18 protein-coding genes are annotated in these 18,402 nt (G+C 71.5%); 9 read left to right on the forward strand and 9 right to left on the reverse strand.

The window, feature by feature from the left end:
- Window positions 1-70: 70 nt before the first annotated feature.
- Complete coding sequence (locus LQ326_RS23915) at window positions 71-1,414, reverse strand: CynX/NimT family MFS transporter (RefSeq protein WP_234539574.1); 1,344 nt, start codon at window positions 1,412-1,414, stop codon at window positions 71-73.
- Window positions 1,415-1,493: 79 nt separating this feature from the next.
- Between LQ326_RS23915 and LQ326_RS23920 the strand changes: the two genes are divergently transcribed.
- Window positions 1,494-2,186: a FadR/GntR family transcriptional regulator gene (locus tag LQ326_RS23920; protein WP_234539575.1), complete on the forward strand. Its 693-nt coding sequence runs from the start codon at window positions 1,494-1,496 to the stop codon at window positions 2,184-2,186.
- Here the strand turns inward: LQ326_RS23920 and LQ326_RS23925 are convergent.
- From LQ326_RS23925 to fabG, 3 genes are all read right to left on the reverse strand, one after another.
- On the reverse strand, window positions 2,164-2,514 hold the full coding sequence (locus LQ326_RS23925; protein WP_234539576.1) for a hypothetical protein: 351 nt from the start codon (window positions 2,512-2,514) through the stop codon (window positions 2,164-2,166). The two genes, LQ326_RS23920 and LQ326_RS23925, sit on opposite strands and share 23 nt — an antisense overlap.
- A gap of 163 nt (window positions 2,515-2,677) precedes the next feature.
- Window positions 2,678-3,445, reverse strand: coding sequence for an enoyl-ACP reductase FabI (gene fabI / locus LQ326_RS23930; RefSeq protein ID WP_234539578.1), 768 nt, complete (start codon window positions 3,443-3,445; stop codon window positions 2,678-2,680).
- A gap of 5 nt (window positions 3,446-3,450) precedes the next feature.
- Window positions 3,451-4,170, reverse strand: coding sequence for a 3-oxoacyl-[acyl-carrier-protein] reductase (gene fabG, locus LQ326_RS23935; RefSeq protein WP_234539579.1), 720 nt, complete (start codon window positions 4,168-4,170; stop codon window positions 3,451-3,453).
- Between the two features lie 196 nt (window positions 4,171-4,366).
- On the opposite strand from fabG, the gene LQ326_RS23940 reads away from it, so the two are divergent.
- The 3 genes from LQ326_RS23940 to tyrS all read left to right on the forward strand — a co-directional run bounded on the left by LQ326_RS23940 (window position 4,367) and on the right by tyrS (window position 8,778).
- The gene (locus LQ326_RS23940) at window positions 4,367-5,929 is read left to right on the forward strand and encodes a TldD/PmbA family protein (protein WP_268207470.1); all 1,563 of its coding nucleotides are present in this window, start codon (window positions 4,367-4,369) and stop codon (window positions 5,927-5,929) included.
- Between the two features lie 106 nt (window positions 5,930-6,035).
- A complete protein-coding gene (locus tag LQ326_RS23945; RefSeq protein ID WP_234539582.1) occupies window positions 6,036-7,430 on the forward strand; it encodes a metallopeptidase TldD-related protein in 1,395 nt (464 codons plus the stop codon).
- A 79-nt stretch (window positions 7,431-7,509) separates the two neighbouring features.
- A complete protein-coding gene (gene tyrS / locus LQ326_RS23950) occupies window positions 7,510-8,778 on the forward strand; it encodes a tyrosine--tRNA ligase (protein WP_181805920.1) in 1,269 nt (422 codons plus the stop codon).
- A gap of 85 nt (window positions 8,779-8,863) precedes the next feature.
- On the opposite strand, the gene LQ326_RS23955 is transcribed toward tyrS, so the two are convergent.
- Entirely contained in the window at window positions 8,864-9,142 is a 279-nt protein-coding gene (locus tag LQ326_RS23955) for a GlsB/YeaQ/YmgE family stress response membrane protein (RefSeq protein WP_181805919.1), read from the reverse strand.
- A gap of 249 nt (window positions 9,143-9,391) precedes the next feature.
- On the opposite strand from LQ326_RS23955, the gene LQ326_RS23960 reads away from it, so the two are divergent.
- Together LQ326_RS23960 and LQ326_RS23965 are read left to right on the forward strand one after the other, a co-directional pair.
- Window positions 9,392-9,793, forward strand: a complete 402-nt coding sequence (locus LQ326_RS23960) for a DUF3099 domain-containing protein (RefSeq protein WP_234539583.1) — start codon at window positions 9,392-9,394, stop codon at window positions 9,791-9,793.
- Between the two features lie 243 nt (window positions 9,794-10,036).
- Entirely contained in the window at window positions 10,037-10,288 is a 252-nt protein-coding gene (locus tag LQ326_RS23965) for a hypothetical protein (RefSeq protein ID WP_234539584.1), read from the forward strand.
- A 6-nt stretch (window positions 10,289-10,294) separates the two neighbouring features.
- Here the strand turns inward: LQ326_RS23965 and moaA are convergent, their stop codons facing one another.
- The 3 genes from moaA to LQ326_RS23980 form a co-directional block, all read right to left on the reverse strand.
- Window positions 10,295-11,284, reverse strand: a complete 990-nt coding sequence (moaA, locus tag LQ326_RS23970; protein ID WP_234539586.1) for a GTP 3',8-cyclase MoaA — start codon at window positions 11,282-11,284, stop codon at window positions 10,295-10,297.
- A gap of 154 nt (window positions 11,285-11,438) precedes the next feature.
- Complete coding sequence (locus LQ326_RS23975; protein ID WP_234539588.1) at window positions 11,439-13,058, reverse strand: monocarboxylic acid transporter; 1,620 nt, start codon at window positions 13,056-13,058, stop codon at window positions 11,439-11,441.
- Window positions 13,055-13,411 carry a DUF485 domain-containing protein gene (locus LQ326_RS23980; protein ID WP_181805916.1) on the reverse strand — a complete coding sequence of 119 codons (357 nt, stop codon included), beginning with the start codon at window positions 13,409-13,411 and terminating at the stop codon, window positions 13,055-13,057. Before LQ326_RS23980 ends, LQ326_RS23975 begins: the two co-directional genes overlap by 4 nt.
- 344 nt (window positions 13,412-13,755) lie before the next feature.
- Between LQ326_RS23980 and LQ326_RS23985 the strand changes: the two genes are divergently transcribed.
- The 3 genes from LQ326_RS23985 to LQ326_RS23995 are packed head-to-tail and all read left to right on the forward strand — an operon-like array spanning window position 13,756 to window position 17,145.
- A complete protein-coding gene (locus tag LQ326_RS23985; RefSeq protein WP_234539779.1) occupies window positions 13,756-14,010 on the forward strand; it encodes a hypothetical protein in 255 nt (84 codons plus the stop codon).
- A gap of 55 nt (window positions 14,011-14,065) precedes the next feature.
- The gene (locus tag LQ326_RS23990; protein WP_234539589.1) at window positions 14,066-15,607 is read left to right on the forward strand and encodes a S8 family peptidase; all 1,542 of its coding nucleotides are present in this window, start codon (window positions 14,066-14,068) and stop codon (window positions 15,605-15,607) included.
- A 53-nt stretch (window positions 15,608-15,660) separates the two neighbouring features.
- On the forward strand, window positions 15,661-17,145 hold the full coding sequence (locus tag LQ326_RS23995; protein ID WP_234539591.1) for a CoA transferase: 1,485 nt from the start codon (window positions 15,661-15,663) through the stop codon (window positions 17,143-17,145).
- 181 nt (window positions 17,146-17,326) lie between these two features.
- Here the strand turns inward: LQ326_RS23995 and LQ326_RS24000 are convergent, their stop codons facing one another.
- Complete coding sequence (locus tag LQ326_RS24000) at window positions 17,327-18,373, reverse strand: zinc-dependent alcohol dehydrogenase family protein (RefSeq protein ID WP_234539593.1); 1,047 nt, start codon at window positions 18,371-18,373, stop codon at window positions 17,327-17,329.
- Window positions 18,374-18,402 lie beyond the last annotated feature (29 nt).

Consider the following 18,402-nt stretch of genomic DNA (forward strand, 5'->3'; position numbering starts at 1 on the left):
GCGCGGGGTGGCCGCGACACGCACCGCCGAGACCGGCGGGCCGGCGGTGCGGCGGACCGGCGGTGCGGCGTCAGGCGGTCGCGGCCGCCTCGTCCTCCACCGTACGGTCGCGGCCCGCCAGGACGCCGACGGCCATCTGCGGGATCATCAGGCCGATCATGAGGGCGATCGGCAGGCCCCAGCCACCGCTGTGCTGGTAGAGCACGCCCACCAGCAGCGGGCCGGGGATCGAGATGAGGTATCCGGTGCTCTGGGCGAAAGCGGAGAGCTGGACGACGCCCGCCGCGGTCCTGGCCCGCATCCCGACCATGGTGAGGGCGAGCGGGAAGGCGCAGGTCGAGATTCCGAGCAGCACGGCCCAGGCCCAGGCGCCGGCCGCGGGCGCGAGGTACAGGCCGGCGTATCCGGCGAGACCGCAGACGCCGAGGGCGATCACGATCGGGCCCTGGCGTGGCAGCCGGGTGGCCACGCGCGGGATGACGAAGGCCAGTGGTACGCCCATCACCATGGTGACGGCGAGCAGCAGCCCGGCCGTGCTCGCGGAGACGCCCGCGTCGCGGAAGATCTGCGCCATCCAGCCCATCGTGATGTAGGCGGCGGTGGCCTGGAGCCCGAAGAACACGGCGAGCGCCCAGGCGGTACGGCTGCGGGTGATCCGCAGGGCGGGCGGCTGTCGCTCCGCACGCGCGCGTGCCCCGGCCCGGGCCCCGGCGGTCGGCGCCGGTCCCCGGTCCCGTACCAGCGGAACCCATGGCAGCACCGCGGCCGCCGCGAGCCCGGCCCACACGGCCAGCCCGCTCTGCCAGCCGCCGCCCAGCGCGTCGGTCACGGGCACGGTCACCGCGGCGGCCACCGAGGTGCCGACGGCGAGAGCCATCGAGTACAGGCCGGTCATGGAGCCGACCCGGTCGGGGAACCAGCGTTTGACGATCACCGGCATCAGGACGTTGCTGACCGCGATGCCCATGAGCGCGAGCGCGCTGCCGGCCAGGAACCCGGCGGTGCTCCCGGCGTACGGGCGTATCAGCAGTCCGGCGGTGACGGCGGCCATCGCGGCGCAGACGACGGCCGCCGGTCCGAAGCGGCGGGCGAGGCGGGGAGCCGTGACGCCGAAGACGGCGAAGCAGAGCGGGGGCACGGAGGTGAGCAGTCCGGCCGCGCTGCCGCTCATGCCGAGGCCGTCGCGGACGTCTTCCAGGAGCGCGCCGAGGCTGGTGATGGCGGGCCGGAGATTGACCGCGGACAGCACGATGCCGATGACGACCAGCCGTGTCGTCCACGCGCGCGTGGCGGTCGCGGGGCTCCCGTGGGACGCCGTCGTCTCTGCTGCCGCCGGCGCCTTCGCCCGCGGTGCCGTCCGTCCCGTCGTGGAACTCGTGGGGCGGGTCTCCTTGCCTGTCATGTGACTCATCATAGAATCATGGGATGATTGGTTGTCCATCCCCGGGCCGTCCCGGCCGCGTCCGGCGGGCCCTCGCGTGCGAAGGTGTGCCATGCCTCTGAGTCATCCGCGCCGCTCGGCACTGTCCGAACAGGTCATCGCCGCGTTGCGGAACCAGATCACCTCGGGCGAGTGGCCGGTGGGCTCGCGCATCCCCACCGAGCCGGAGCTGGTCGAGCAGCTCGGGGTGGCCCGCAACACCGTCCGCGAGGCCGTCCGGGCGCTGGCGCACAACGGCCTGCTGGACATCCGCCAGGGCTCGGGGACGTACGTCGCGGCGACCAGTGAGCTGGCCGGCGTGATGCACCGCCGGTTCGCCGCGGCCGACCCCCGGCACATCGCCGAACTGCGCTCGACCCTGGAGTCGTCGGCCGCCCGGCTGGCCGCGGTCCGCCGGACCGAGAAGGACCTCGGGCAGCTCGACGCCCTGCTGGCGCGCCGCGAGCAGGCCTGGCGGTCGGGCGACGCGGAGGCCTTCGTGACGGCGGACGCGACCCTGCACCTGGCCGTGGTGGCCGCCTCGCACAACGACGCGCTGACGGCGATGTACGCCGACCTGGGCGAGGTGCTGCGGGAGTGGCTGCGCGCGGACGTCGGCGCCGAGCTGACGCCGCAGTCGTACATGGACCACACCCGGCTGGTCGAGGCGATCCGCGCGGGCGACGCGGACGCGGCCGCGAAGGAGGCGGCGAGCTACCCGTTCCTGTGCCGTCCGGACCGGTTCAGCTCACCTTCTGGTGACTGATCCACACCGCGCGGACGTCCTTCCAGCAGCGGCCGGCCAGCCGCACGGTCATCGCCGGACCGGTGTCGACCGGGGAGCCGTCGGTGTCGATGTCCCACCACTGGGCGCACTCGATGTGCAGCCGGACCCGGTCGGTGTCGACGTAGGGGTTGTGGCAGTAGGCCACCACATGGGAACCGCGGACGGTGGTCCGGCAGGAGGCACCGAACAGCTGCGGGGCCGGCTTGTGTCCGCTCGGCACGCGCGCGTGGGACCGCGCGTCGTACGGCAGCGACAGCACGAGGGCGAAGGCCAGGGTCACCGGGGCCAGGCTGCGGGACAGGCGCACAAGGGGGCCTCCTCGGCCGGGCTGGGGAGGGACGTCGCGCGGTGAACGCTTGCTCCACGCGTAGTCCAGCGTGCGCCGTCGTCGCGGCGGCGGCCCGGCCGGTGGGCCGAACGGGTGAGGCCCGCACCCTGGCGGGGTGCGGGCCTCGAGGAGTCCGGGCGGCTCAGGCTCCGATGGCGTGCAGGCCGCCGTCCACGTGGATGATCTCGCCGGTGGTCTTCGGGAACCAGTCGCTCAGCAGGGCGACGATGCCCTTGCCGGCCGGCTCCGGGTCCTTGAGGTCCCACTCCAGCGGGGAGCGGTGGTCCCAGACCGCGGCCAGGTCGCTGAAGCCGGGGATGGACTTGGCGGCCATGGAGCCGATGGGGCCGGCGGAGATGAGGTTGCAGCGGATGTTCTGCTTGCCGAGGTCGCGCGCGATGTAGCGGCTGGTGGCCTCCAGGGCGGCCTTGGCCGGACCCATCCAGTCGTACTGCGGCCAGGCGTACTGGGCGTCGAAGGTGAGACCGACGACCGAGCCGCCGTTCTGCATCAGCGGCAGGCAGGCCATGGTCAGCGACTTCAGGGAGTACGCCGAGACGTGCATGGCGGTGGCCACGGACTCGAACGGCGTGTTGAGGAAGTTGCCGCCGAGGGCGTCCTGGGGGGCGAAGCCGATGGAGTGGACGACCCCGTCCAGGCTGCCGAGCTCCTCGCCGACGAGGTCGGCCAGCCGCCCGAGGTGCTCGTCGTTGGTGACGTCGAGCTCGATGACCTTGGTGGGCTTCGGCAGCTTCTTGGCGATGCGCTCGGTCAGCGTGGGCCGCGGGAACGCGGTGAGGATGATCTCGGCACCCTGCTCCTGGGCCAGCTTGGCCGCGTGGAAGGCGATGGAGGACTCCATCAGCACACCCGTGATCAGGATGCGCTTGCCCTCAAGGATTCCACTCATGGTGATCAGTGACCCATTCCCAGTCCGCCGTCAACGGGGATGACGGCTCCAGTGATGTACGAGGCGTCGTCCGAGGCGAGGAACCGCACCGTCGCGGCGACCTCCTCGGGCTGCGCGTACCGGCCGAGCGGCACCTGCGACACGATGGTGGCGCGCTGCTCGTCGGTGAGCACCTTGGTCATGTCGGTGTCGACGAAACCGGGCGCGACGACGTTGAAGGTGATGTTGCGCGAGCCCAGCTCGCGGGCGAGGGACCGCGCGAAGCCGACCAGGGCGGCCTTGGAGGCGGCGTAGTTGGCCTGGCCGGGGCCGCCGTAGAGGCCGACGACCGACGAGATGAGGACGACGCGGCCCTTCTTCGCGCGCAGCATGCCGCGGTTGGCGCGCTTGACCACCCGGAAGGTGCCGGTGAGGTTGGTGTCCAGGACCGAGGTGAAGTCCTCCTCGGACATGCGCATCAGGAGCGTGTCCTTGGTGATGCCGGCGTTGGCGATCAGGACCTCGACCGGGCCGTGTGATTCCTCGATCTCCTTGTAGGCCTGCTCCACCTGCTCGGAGTCGGTGATGTCGCACTTGACGGCCAGGCAGCCGAGTTCCTTGAGGATGGCCGGCGGCTCACCCGAGCGGTACGTGACGGCGACCTTGTCGCCGTTGTCGGCGAATGCGCGGGCGATGGCGAGGCCGATGCCCCGGTTGCCTCCAGTGACGAGAACCGAGCGGCTCAACGGATCACCCTTTCGTTCGGTCTGACACCCGCCCGAACAGCTGGCATGACAGGCGGCTTCATCGAAAACCTATCGGTCCGGCCATCACCGCGGGCAAGCGGGCACCGACAGTGGCTGAGGAGAGTCACTGTCGGGTCCCTACAGAAAGCCCCGGCGCCGGGCCGAAACCTGTGGTCCGCGCACCCACGGGCGCGACATGATCGGACGGACAGGCCACGACAGCAGGGAGACCTCCGTGCCTCATTCCATCGACGAAGCCTTCACGGCGCTTCCGCTACAGGCCCTGGCCGACGCCGCGCTGGCACGCGCGCGTGCGCTGGGGGCCGAGCACGCGGACTTCAGGTTCGAGCGGGTGCGCAGCGCGTCCTGGCGGCTCCGGGACGCCAAACCCGCCGGGTCGTCGGACACCACCGACCTCGGGTACGCGGTCCGGGTCGTCCACGGCGGCACCTGGGGCTTCGCGTCGGGGGTGGACCTGAGCCTCGACGCCGCGGCCAAGGTCGCGTCGCAGGCGGTGGCCATGGCGAAACTCTCGGCGCAGGTCATCAAGGCGGCCGGGTCGGACGAGAGGGTGGAGCTGGCCGACGAGCCGGTGCACGCGGACAAGACGTGGATCTCGTCGTACGAGATCGATCCGTTCGCCGTGCCGGACGAGGAGAAGTCGGCGCTGCTCGCGGAGTGGAGCGCGCGGCTGCTGGCGGCGAACGGCGTCAACCACGTGGACGCCTCGCTGCTCACCGTGCACGAGAACAAGTTCTACGCCGACACGGCCGGGACCGTGACGACCCAGCAGCGGGTGCGGCTGCATCCGCAGCTGACGGCCGTGTCGGTCGACGAGTCCAGCGGCGAGTTCGACTCGATGCGGACCATCGCGCCGCCGGTCGGCCGCGGCTGGGAGTACCTCACCGGCACCGGCTGGAACTGGGACGCCGAGCTGGAGCAGATCCCGGAACTGCTGGCCGAGAAGATGCGGGCGCCGAGCGTGGAGGCGGGTCTGTACGACCTGGTGGTCGACCCCTCCAACCTGTGGCTGACCATCCACGAGTCCATCGGCCACGCCACCGAGCTGGACCGCGCGCTCGGCTACGAGGCCGCCTACGCCGGCACCTCCTTCGCCACCTTCGACCAGCTCGGCAAGCTGAAGTACGGCTCCGACCTGATGAACGTCACCGGCGACCGCACCGCCGAGCACGGCCTGGCGACCATCGGGTACGACGACGAGGGCGTCGCGGCCCAGTCCTGGGACCTGGTCAAGAACGGCACGCTGGCCGGCTACCAGCTGGACCGCAGGATCGCGCGGCTGACCGGCTTCGACCGCTCCAACGGGTGCGCCTACGCCGACTCCCCCGGACACGTCCCCGTGCAGCGCATGGCCAACGTGTCCCTGCAGCCGGACCCGGGCGGGCTGGCGACGGAGGACCTGATCGGCGGGGTGGACCGCGGGATCTATGTGGTGGGCGACCGCTCCTGGTCGATCGACATGCAGAGGTACAACTTCCAGTTCACCGGACAGCGGTTCTTCAAGATCGAGAACGGCCGGATCACCGGGCAGCTGCGCGATGTCGCCTACCAGGCGACGACCACCGACTTCTGGGGCTCCATGGCGGCCATCGGCGGCCCCCAGACGTACGTCCTCGGCGGCGCCTTCAACTGCGGCAAGGCCCAGCCGGGACAGGTCGCCGCCGTCTCGCACGGCTGCCCCTCGGCCCTCTTCAAGGGCGTCAACATCCTCAACACCACGCAGGAGGGCGGTCGATGAGCGTCAGTGCAGGGCTCGGCCGGGGGTCCGGGGGCCCGCGGCGGCAGCCGCTCATGCCGACGTCCCCGGGAAAGCACAGTCTCAACACCACGCAGGAGGCCGGCCGATGAGTGCCCGCACCAACAAGCCGCACGAGATCGTCGAGCGCGCGCTGGAACTGTCCCGCGCCGACGGCTGCGTGGTCATCGCCGACGAGCATTCCACGGCCAACCTGCGCTGGGCCGGCAACGCGCTCACCACCAACGGCGTCACGCGCGGCCGTTCGCTCACCGTCGTCGCCACCGTGGACGGCAAGGAGGGCACGGCGTCGGGCGTCGTCTCCCGGTCGGCCGTGACCCCCGACGACCTGGAGCCGCTGGTGCGGGCCGCCGAGGCCGCCGCGCGGGGCGCCGGGCCAGCCGAGGACGCCCAGCCGCTGGTCACCGGCGTACCGGAGGCGCCGGACTTCACGGACGCGCCCGCCGAGACCTCCTCCGCCGTGTTCGCCGACTTCGCCCCGGCGCTCGGCGAGGCCTTCGCACGCGCGCGTGCCGGTGGCCGCGAGCTGTACGGCTTCGCCAACCACGAACTCGTGTCGACGTACCTGGGCACCTCCACCGGCCTGCGGCTGCGGCACGACCAGCCCACCGGCACGCTGGAGCTGAACGCCAAGTCGCCCGACCGTACGCGCTCCGCCTGGGCGGGGCGCTCCACGCGGGACTTCAAGGACGTCGACCCCGGCGTGCTCGACGCCGAGCTCGCCGTACGGCTCGGCTGGGCCGAACGGCGCGTGGACCTCCCGGCCGGCCGGTACGAGACGCTGCTGCCGCCGACCGCCGTCGCCGACCTGCTGATCTACCAGCTGTGGTCGGCGTCCGGGCGGGACGCGGCCGAGGGCCGGACGGTGTTCTCCAAGCCGGGCGGCGGCACCCGCGTCGGCGAGAAGCTGACCGACCTGCCGCTGACCCTGCGCAGCGACCCGAACGAGCCGGGTCTGGAGTCCGCGCCCTTCGTCGTCGCGCACTCCTCCGGCGGCGACCAGTCCGTCTTCGACAACGGGCTGCCCGTCGGCTCCACCGAGTGGGTCTCGGGCGGCGTGCTGAAGAACCTGACCACCACCCGCCACACCGCCGGCCTCACCGGGCTGCCGGTCGCCACGGCGGGCGGCAACCTGATCCTCGACGGCGGCCAGGACCGCTCCCTGGACGACATGGTCGCCTCGACCGAGCGCGGGCTGCTGCTGACCTGCCTCTGGTACATCCGCGAGGTCGACCCGGCGACACTGCTGCTCACGGGCCTGACCCGGGACGGCGTCTACCTCGTGGAGAACGGCCAGGTCACCGGGCAGGTGAACAACTTCCGGTTCAACGAGTCGCCGGTGGACCTGCTCGGGCGGGCGACCGAGGCCGGGCGCACGGAAAAGACGCTGCCGCGGGAGTGGAGCGACTGGTTCACCAGGGCTGCGATGCCCGCGCTGCGAGTGCCCGACTTCAATATGAGCTCTGTCAGTCAGGGCGTATAACCTCGTAGCCGGTGGTCGCCCGACTACCCGAAGATCATCCAGAGACATACCGAAGATCGCCCAAGGAGATACGAGAACCGTGACGGACATCGTCGACGAGCTGAAGTGGCGGGGGCTGTTCGCCCTGTCCACTGACGAGGACGCATTGCGCAAGGCGCTCGCGGACGGTCCCGTCACGTTCTATTGCGGTTTCGACCCGACCGCGCCGTCCCTGCACGTCGGGCACCTGGTGCAGGTGCTCACCGTGCGCCGGCTCCAGCAGGCCGGTCACCGGCCACTGGCCCTGGTGGGCGGGGCGACGGGTCTGATCGGGGACCCGCGTCCGACCGCCGAGCGGACGCTCAACGCCCCCGAGACGGTCGCCGGCTGGGTCGGCAAGCTGCGCGCCCAGATCGAGCCGTTCCTGTCCTTCGAGGGCGAGAACGCGGCCGTCATGGTCAACAACCTCGACTGGACCGAGGGCCTGTCCGCGATCGAGTTCCTGCGGGACATCGGCAAGCACTTCCGCGTCAACAAGATGCTTACCAAAGACTCCGTGGCCCGCCGCCTGGAGTCCGACCAGGGCATCAGCTACACGGAGTTCAGCTACCAGATTCTCCAGGGCATGGACTTCCTCCAGCTGTTCCGGCGGTACGGCTGCACCCTCCAGCAGGGCGGCAGCGACCAGTGGGGCAACCTCACCGCGGGTCTGGACCTGATCCACCGCCTGGAGCCGCATGCCACCGTGCACGCGCTGGCGACGCCGCTGATGACCAAGGCGGACGGCACGAAGTTCGGCAAGACCGAGGGCGGAGCCATCTGGCTCGACGCCGAGATGACGACACCGTACGCGTTCTACCAGTTCTGGCTGAACGTGGACGACCGGGACATCTCGACGTACATGCGGATCCTGTCCTTCAAGTCCCGTACGGAGCTTGAGGAACTGGAGAAGCAGACCGAGGAGCGGCCGCAGGCGCGGGCCGCGCAGCGGGCGCTGGCCGAGGAGCTGACGACGCTCGTCCATGGCGCCGACCAGACCGCCGCGGTGATCGCCGCGTCCAAGGCGCTGTTCGGGCAGGGCGAGCTCGCGGAGCTGGACGACCGGACGCTGGCCGCGGCACTGTCCGAGGTGCCGCACGTCCGGGTCGCCGAGCTGGGCCCGGTGGTGGACCTGTTCGCCGAGGTCGGGCTGGTGGCCAGCAAGTCCGCCGCGCGGCGGACCGTGAAGGAGGGCGGCGCCTACGTGAACAACGTGAAGGTGACCGCCGAGGACGCGGTGCCGGATCCTGCGGAGCTGCTGCACGGGCGGTGGCTGGTGCTGCGGCGGGGGAAGAAGAATCTGGCGGCTGTGGAGGTCGTCGGTTCCTGAGCGCCGTGGGGGTGCGGGTGCGTTGCGGAGTGCCGGCGGGTTGTGGCTGGTCGCGCAGTTCCCCGCGCCCCTTGACGGGGCGCTCTCAGACGCGCTGTTTCCGCTTCCCCAGGGTCGCCATGTAGGCCATGTCGCCCAGGGCCACGATGATGATCGCCGCCACCAGCTGGAACAGGTGGCGGGTCCAGTCGATGCCCGGTGTCGCCGCCACGCCCACCGCGCGGGCGATCGCGTTGCCGGCGATGGCGCCCAGCATGCCGAAGATGGTCGTCAGCCAGAGCGGGCTGTGCTGCTTGCCCGGGATGACCGCCTTGGCGATCAGGCCCAGCACGAAACCCACGATGATCGCCCACAACCAGCCCATGGCTGCCTCCTCGTACGGCTCGACGTGAGCATTACGCCAAGTCTCGGCCCGTACGCCGTACGGCGCATGTCGGTACGGCCGTACGTGCTATGACGCAGGGCGTTCGCGCAGGCGGGCGGGCGACCCGGTCTCGAAGGCGGCGCAGGCGCGGCGTACCGTGGAAAGCGTCCTGGCCCGGTTCCCCGAGCGGGTGCGGACCGGACCGGGAAGGGACGCGGAGAGTCCGATGCGGGCGGATGGTGGAATGTGATGCGGAAGCAGCGCGGCGACGGCAACGTCCAGGTGTTCCGGATCACCGGAGCCCGCACCGGCCTGGCGGAGGACGTGCGCGGCCGGCAGCGGCGGTACGTCATCTCGATGACCGTCCGGACCATGTCGGTGATCCTCGCGGTGACGTTGTGGAACGTCGAGCGGTATGTCGCGGTCGTGGCTCTGGTGCTCGGGGCGGTGCTCCCCTACATCGCCGTCGTCATCGCCAACGCCGGTCGGGAACGGCCGCCGTCGCTTCCGTCGACCTTCGGGGTCGCGCCGACCCGGCTGGTGATCTCGCCGCCGCGGGCGGAGACGGCGAGGGCGGAATCCGTCCCGGAGGACGTGGCGAAGGACCCGGCGGCGGGGGCGGTGAGCGGGGAGCGGCCGGAGCCGGTCTGAGCGCCGGCGCCCCGGCCCGGACGGGCGGCGACCGGGCGCGAAGCTCAAGAAAAGCTCAGATGGATCGTGCTGTTCCAGTGCCGGGCCGAGGGTGACCCGTGACATACTGCGTACGCGCTCCGCATCCCCCGTCGGAGCGACGGACCGACGCCGGGCAGCTCCCCCCGTGGCTGCTCGGCGTCGCCCTTTCAGGGGGACGACCGCACGGCAACCCCGGCTGGGGCCTCGGCTAAGGTCGACGACGTGATCCCGAACGCCCCTGGTTCCGAAACCGGCTCCCCCGTCTGCTCCGCGAAGGGCTGTCGCGCCGACGCGGTGTGGGTGCTGGCGTGGAACAACCCGAAGATCCATACGCCGCAGCGGCGCAAGACGTGGCTCGCCTGCGAGGAGCACCGGGAGCATCTCTCGCAGTTCCTGGGGATGCGGGGCTTCCTGAAGGATGTCGTGTTGCTGCGGGAGTGGGAGTCCAGTGAGTCACCTGAGCAGGACGAGTAGGCCCAGCTAGCCTCCGATCGCGGACATCGGCCGGTCCGGCTGCACGAACGTCGGATCGTCCAGTCCCGCGCCCGCCTTCTTCCCCCACATCGCCAGCCGCCAGATGCGGGCGATCTCCTCATCCGCCGCACCCGAGCGGAGCGCACCGCGCAGGTCCGTCTCCTCACGGGCGAACAGGCAGGTCCGTATCTGGCCGTCGGCCGTGAGGCGGGTGCGGTCGCAGGCCGCGCAGAACGGGCGGGTCACCGAGGCGATGACGCCGACCCGGTGCGGGCCGCCGTCGACCAGCCAGCGCTCCGCCGGCGCCGAGCCGCGCTCGTCCGTGCCCTCGGGGGTGAGGTCGAAGCGGGTACGGAGCGAGGCGAGGATGTCCCCGGCCGTCACCATGCTGTCGCGCTTCCAGCCGTGCTGGGCGTCGAGGGGCATCTGCTCGATGAAGCGCAGCTCGTAGTCGTGGGCCACCGCCCAGGCGAGGAGGTCGGGGGCCTCGTCCTCGTTCAGGCCGGGCATCAGGACCGTGTTGACCTTGACCGGGGTGAGGCCGGCGTCGCGGGCGGCCCGGAGGCCGTCGAGGACGTCGTGGTGGCGGTCGCGGCGGGTGAGGGTCTTGAAGACGTCCGGGCGGAGGGTGTCCAGGGAGACGTTGACCCGGTCCAGGCCGGCCGTCTTGAGGGCCGTCGCGGTGCGGCGCAGGCCGATGCCGTTGGTCGTCAGGGACATCCGGGGGCGGGGAGTCAGGGCCGCCACCCGCTCCACGATGCCGACCAGGCCGGGACGCAGCAGCGGCTCACCACCGGTGAAGCGGACCTCCTCGACGCCCAGCACGCGGACGGCGATGTCGATCAGCCGGACGATCTCGTCGTCCGTGAGCAGGTCGGGCTTGGCCAGCCACTGCAGCCCTTCCTCGGGCATGCAGTACGTACAGCGCAGATTGCACCGGTCGGTCAGCGAGACTCTCAGGTCGGTCGCCACCCGGCCGTAGGTGTCGATGAGCACGCGGGCCCCCTCCCTCGTTCCGGACCAGATCTTCACCGTCACCCGCGAGCCTACGTGACGGCACTGACATCGCGAGAGGCTCGATGCCACGAGGCACGACGCGGCCGCGTCGTGGGATCCTGCGATCCCGTCGACGCGGCCAGTCGTACGGAACTCAGTGGGCGCCGGTGCCGGTCAGGGACCGCACCTCCAGCTCCGCGTACTTGGCGGCGTCCGGGACCTCCTTCGACAGCAGAGTGCCCACGATGCCGAGAAGGAATCCGACCGGGATCGAGATGATGCCGGGGTTCTCCAGCGGGAACCAGTGGAAGTCGACGCTCGGGAACATCGACGTCTCCTTGCCGGACACCACCGGCGAGAACAGCACCAGGCCGACCGCGGTGACCAGGCCGCCGTAGATCGACCAGAGGGCTCCGGCGGTGGTGAACCGCTTCCAGAAGAGGCTGTAGAGGATGGTCGGGAGGTTGGCCGAGGCGGCGACCGCGAAGGCGAGGGCGACCAGGCCGGCGACGTTCAGGTCGCGGGCGAGGGCGCCGAGGACGACGGAGACGGCGCCGATGCCGACGGTGGCCCAGCGGGCCGCGTTGATCTCCTGCTTCTCGGTGGCCTGACCCTTCTTGATGACGTTGGCGTAGATGTCGTGCGCGAAGGACGACGAGGACGCCAGGGTGAGGCCCGCGACCACCGCGAGGATCGTCGCGAAGGCCACCGCCGAGATCGTGGCCAGCAGGACCGCGCCCCAGTTGGAGTCGACGCCGCCCAGGTGGAGGGCGAGGAGGGGGGCCGCGGTGTTGCCGGACTTGTTGGAGGCGATGATCTCGTCCGGCTTGATCAGCGCGGCCGCGCCGAAGCCGAGGGCGAGGGTCATCAGGTAGAAGGCGCCGATCAGGCCGATCGCCCAGAGGACCGACTTCCGGGCCGCCTTCGCGGTGGGCACGGTGTAGAAGCGGATCAGGATGTGCGGCAGGCCGGCGGTGCCGAGGACCAGGGCGATGCCGAGGGAGAGGAAGTCCAGCTTGCTGGTGCCCGTGGCGCCGTACTTCAGGCCGGGTTCCAGGAAGGCGGACCCCTTGCCGCTGTTGTCGGCGGCCTTGCCGAGCAGGTCGGAGAGGTTGAAGTTGAACTTGGCCAGGACCATGAAGGTCAGCAGCAGGGCGCCCGCGATGAGCAGCACGGCCTTGACCATCTGGACCCAGGTGGTGCCCTTCATGCCGCCGATGGTGACGTAGACGATCATCAGGACGCCGACGAGGGCGACAATACCGATCTTGCCGCCGTCGCTGGTGATGCCGAGGAGAAGGGAGACGAGGACGCCCGCTCCCGCCATCTGGGCCAGCAGGTAGAAGATCGAGACGACGATGGTGGAGGTGCCGGCGGCGGTGCGGACCGGGCGCTGGCGCATGCGGTAGGCCAGCACGTCGCCCATGGTGTAGCGGCCGGAGTTGCGCAGCGGCTCGGCGACCAGGAGCAGGGCGACCAGCCAGGCGACCAGGAAGCCGATGGAGTACAGGAAGCCGTCGTAGCCGAAGAGGGCGATGGCGCCGGCGATGCCGAGGAAGGACGCGGCGGACATGTAGTCGCCGGAGACGGCGAGGCCGTTCTGGAAGCCGGTGAACTGGCGGCCGCCCGCGTAGAAGTCGGCGGCGTCCTTCGTCTGGCGGCCCGCCCAGATGGTGATGACGAGGGTCACGGCGACGAACACCGCGAACAGGGTGATGATCAGCGGCCGGTGTTCGCTGGCCTCGCCGGCCGCCAGCGTGATCGCGGGGCTCATGCGCCGCCCTCCATCCGGGACTTGATGGCCTCGGCCTTGGGGTCGAGCTTGGCGGCCGCGTGCCGGGCGTACCACCAGGCGATGAGGAAGGTGGTGAGGAACTGGGCGAGGCCGAGGACCAGGGCCACGTTGATGTTGCCGACGACCTTCGTGCCCATGAAGTCGTCCGCGTAGTTGGAGAGCAGGACGTACAGCAGGTACCAGGCGATGAAGGCGAAGGTCAGCGGGAAGGCGAAGGAGCGGTGGGAGTGCCGCAGTTCGGCGAACTCCGGACTCTGCTGCACCTCGGCGAACTCCTCGCCGGAGGGTTGCGGGGTCTGCGTGTTCGAGGGCGGTGGTGTCTCGGTGGCCACGGAGTCTCCTCGCGATACGGACATGCGGATTCTGACCTCACAGACAGGCGGATCACTCACCGATGGTGACCTGGCGGCTCCGGTAGGTGATTCCGACGGGGAGCCTCGATCCTGCTGTGGCTCCCTCCTCAAGGTCACGGCGCCACGCGTGGGCAGGTTCAACTCGCCCCGGTTCTTTCGGAAGTCGTCGCGGCAAGTCCCCTCCGGTCATTGCTGGCCGGTGAGTGCGGGGGATAGCTTCGGCCCAGCACCATTCGCCATGTACCTGCCCAGGCGGCATCTCCTGAGCGGTTCCGTTGTCGGTCGATGTCTTTCCGCTGATGTTCCGGACGATGTGGAGACCCATGGCTCATCCGCGTTCCAGTCGCGGGGAGGCGCTCGCCGTCCCGGTCGTCCTGCCGCTGACCGCCCCGCTCGGACTCCTGCCGACGGTGGCTTCCGCGGCCCCGTCGGCCACCCGGGTGACGCCGGCGGCGGACGGCGACGGCGTCGTCGACGCCGTCCGCGCGGGCGGCAGGCGCGCCAACGACTTCTACGGCTCCATGTCGTCGACACGCTCCGCGCGGTCAAGTGACCACCGGCCGGCCAGCAGGTACTGAAGAGCAGGACTTCCCGCACGGCACGCCCGTTCCGCCAACGAACTGGAGACCTCAGATGACCGCGCCCCAGCCGCGCCACCGTCGTGTCCTCGCCCTCCCGCTCGGCATGGCCATGGCCACGGCCCTCGCCTTCCTGCCCGGCATCTCGGCGTCCGCCGCCGACAACGGCGCGTCCGTGTCCGCGGCCGCGGCCGACGCCGGCGGCCCGACGTCGCTCAGCTATGTCGTCAACGTCCGTCCCGGACACGGCACTTCCGAACGCGTCCAGCGGGCGATCGAGCGGGCCGGCGGTTCGGTGGTGATCGCGTACGACGAGATCGGCGTGATCGTCGCCCACTCCTCGAACCCGGACTTCGCCGTGACCATCCGAAAGGTGCCCGGCGTGGACTCGGCCGGGAACACCCGCAACGCGCCGCTGCCCGCGCAGTCGACCACCGACGTCGGCACCCCGGAGGTGCTCAGCTCCGAGCAGGTGTCGGCGGCGGACGCCCAGGCGACCGACGGGCAGGACCCGTTGGAGCCGCTGCAGTGGGACCTGCCCGCCATCAAGGCGGACAAGGCGCACGAGAAGACCCTGGGCAGCCCGAAGGTCACCGTCGCCGTCATCGACACGGGCGTCGACGACACCCACCCCGACATCGCCCCGAACTTCGACGCCGCCGCGTCCACCAACTGCGTCTCGGGCAAGCCGGACACCACCTACGGCGCCTGGCGGCCCACCGCGGCGGAGAGCCCGCACGGCACGCACGTGGCGGGCGAGATCGCGGGTGCCCGGAACGGGATCGGCATCACCGGTGTCGCGCCGGGCGTCAAGGTGGCCGGCATCAAGGTCGCCACCACCGCCGGGTACTTCTACACCGAGGCCGTGGTGTGCGGCTTCGTGTGGGCGGCCGAGCACCACGTCGACGTCACCAACAACAGCTATTACACCGACCCCTGGTACTTCAACTGCACCGACGACCCGAACCAGAAGGCGCTCGTCGACGCCATCACCCGCGCCTCGCAGTTCGCCGAGCGCAAGGGCACGGTCAATGTGGCCGCGGCCGGCAACGAGAGCTACGACCTGGCCTCCCACTCCATCACCGACCCGGTCTCGCCGAACGACGGCACGCCCACCGACCGGGTGATCGACCCGCACAAGTGCTTCGACATCCCGACCCAGCTGCCGGGTGTCGTCACGGTCGCGGCGACCGGTGCGAAGGGCCTCAAGTCGTCGTTCTCCAACTACGGCCTCGGGGTCATCGACATCGCCGCGCCCGGCGGCGACTCGACGGCCTACCAGGCACCGGAACCCCCTGCCACCAGCGGCCTGATCCTGGGCCCGCTGCCGGGCGGCAGGTGGGGCTACATGGCGGGTACGTCGATGGCGACCCCGCATGTCGTCGGCGTCGCCGCATTGATCAAGTCAACCCATCCGCACGCCTCCGCCGCCCGGGTGAAGGCCCTGCTGTACGCCGAGGCGACCGCCACGCCGTGCACCGACCCGTACGACATCAACGGCGACGGCAAGATCGACGCGGTGTGCGAGGGCTCCAAGAACCACAACGGCTTCTACGGCTGGGGGACGGCCGACGCGCTGGCGGCGGTGACCAGGTAGCCGCCTGGCCTCACGTACATATATTGATCCAGTCAATAATGCATAGTACAGTCATGACTGGAATCAAGTATGCGTGGTCCGCGCTGGGCGGCGATCCGTCGCTGCCCGGGCGGGTCACGACCGTGACGCGCGCGGGCACCCTTCCCGCACGGCTTCCGGTGCGCCGGTTCGCCCGCGCCTGTGTCGGCGTGTGCGCGCTGGCCGCCGCCGAACTGGGAGCACGGCGGACCGGGGCGGCCACGCTCCCCGGGGTCCGGGTGGACGACGGAGCCGTGGCGACGGCGTTCACCAGTGAGCGGCACCTGCTGGTCGACGGGCGGGCGCCCGTGCAGTTCGCCCCGCTGTCCCGGTTCTGGCGCGCGGCCGACGGGTGGGTGCGCACGCACGCCAACTACCCGCATCACAGGGCCCGGTTGCTGGACGCGCTGGGCCTGCCGGAGGACGCCCTCCCCGAGGACGTGGCGGCCCGGATCGCCGGGCGGCCCGCGCTGGAGGTCGAGGACGCGGTGTACGGTGCCGGCGGACTCGCCGTGGCACTGCGCTCGCCCGGGGAGTGGGCCGCGCACGAGCAGGCCGTCGCGGTGGCCGCACGCCCCCTGGTCGAGCGCGGTCGCCCGGACACGGCGCACGCGCGTGTGCTCCCACCGCTCGGCGCCGGTGCCACTCCCCTGCTGCCCGCGGCCGGTCTGCGCGTCCTGGACCTGACCCGGGTCCTGGCCGGCCCGGTCGCCACCCGCACCCTCGGGCTGCTGGGCGCGGACGTCCTGCGCCTGGACGCGCCGTGGCTGCCCGAACTGCCCGACCAGCACGCCGACACGGGCTTCGGGAAGCGTTCGGCGACGCTCGACCTGACGACCGACCGGGCCGCCTTCGAGGAGCTGCTGGCCTCGGCGGACGTCGTGGTCACCGGCTACCGGCCGGGCGCCCTGGACCGGTTCGGACTCTCGCCCGAGGCGCTGGCCGAGCGGCGGCCCGGGGTGGTCGTGGCCCAGGTGTCGGCGTGGGGCGCGTACGGACCCTGGGCCGGGCGGCGCGGCTTCGACAGCCTGGTGCAGGTCGCCACGGGCATCGCGGAGATCGAGGGCGCGGCGGACCGGCCGGGCGCGCTGCCCGCGCAGGCGCTGGACCATGGCACCGGATACCTGCTGGCGGCCGGCGTGCTGCGGGCGCTGACCGAGCAGTCGTACGACGGCGGCAGCAGGTTCGTGCGGCTGGCTCTGGCACGGACCGCGCGGTGGCTCATGGAGGAGACGGTGGAGACCGAGGAGGAGAGGACGGAGGCCGAGGCGGCGCACAAGGCGCAGGACAAGGCGGCGGAGTCCGTGCCGGAGGGCGGCGGGGCGTACGAGGGTCCGGACGCCTGGCTCGCCGAGACGGACAGCGCGCTCGGGCGGCTGCGCTACGCGCGCCCGCCGTTGTCCTTCGCGGACGGCCCGGCCGACTGGGCACGGCCACCGGTGCCGTGGGGGTCGGCCCCGCCCCGGTGGGCACAGCCGCCCGGCCCGAAGGCAAGGGCGGACCTGGCACGTCGGACGTGAACGCGCGGGGCAGGGTCGCCGGAACCACACGAAGGGGTGGTATGCCGGTCCGTCAGCTGTTTACGCCCCCGCGCGGCCCGAGGTGGCGGTGCTGGGGGTGGTGGTCGCGGTGTCGGGGGTGCTGACGGCGCTGCCGCTGCCGATCAGATGGACTTGATCAAGTGTTGACCGGGGCGTTGACTCAGCCGTTCGTGACGAGCACCTTCAGCGCGGTGCGCTCGTCCATCGCCTTGTAGCCCTCGGGCACACCCTCGATGCCGACGGTCAGGTCGAAGACCGGCGACGGGTCGATCCTGCCGTCGAGGACATCGGGCAGCAGGTCGGGGATGTAGGCGCGGACCGGCGCGACACCGCCGCGCAAGGCGATGTTCCGGTCGAACATGACACCGAGGTCCAAGCCGGTGCCACTGCCGTGCGGGACGCCGACGAAGCCGATCGCCCCGCCGTCACGGGTGATCTCGACGGCCGTCCGCATGGACTGCTCGGTGCCCACGGCCTCGACGACGGCGTGCGCGCCCTGGCCCCTGGTGAGTTCGCGTACGGCGTCCACGGCCGCGTCGCCGCGTTCGCCGACGACGTCGGTGGCGCCGAAGCGGCGCGCGATGTCGGTGCGGACCTGGTGCCGGCCCAGCGCGATGATCCGCTCGGCGCCCAGCCGCTTCGCGGCCAGGACGGCGCACAGGCCGACCGCGCCGTCCCCGACGACGGCGACCGTGGCACCGGGCCGGGCACCCGCCCCGAGGGCCGCGTGGTGGCCGGTGCCGAGCACGTCGGAGAGGGTCAGCAGGGCCGACAGCAGGTGGTCGTCACAGGCCGCGTCCTTGGGCAGCCGGACCAGGGTGCCGTCGGCGAACGGGACGCGCACGGCCTCGCCCTGGCCGCCGTCGTACCCCACGGAGCCCCAGAAACCGCCGTGCTCGCAGCTCGTGGTCAGGCCCTCGCGGCAGTAGTCGCAGACGCCGTCGGACCACATGAAGGGGGCGACCACGAGGTCCCCGCGCCGCACGGTGCCCACCTCGGAGCCGGTCTCCTCGACCACGCCGAGGAACTCGTGCCCTATACGCTGCCCCGGCTGCCGGGGTGCCTCGCCCCGGTACGCCCACAGGTCGCTGCCGCAGATGCAGGCGCGCAGCACCCGCACGACGGCGTCGGTGGGCAGTCGCACCACGGGCTCGGGCACGTCCTCCACGCGCACGTCGAACGGGGCGTGGATGGTGGTGGCGCGCATGGCGAAGGTCCTTCTCGTGCGGTGTCGTG

This window comes from Streptomyces shenzhenensis (genome assembly GCF_021462265.1).
Classification (GTDB): Bacteria; Actinomycetota; Actinomycetes; order Streptomycetales; family Streptomycetaceae; genus Streptomyces; species Streptomyces shenzhenensis.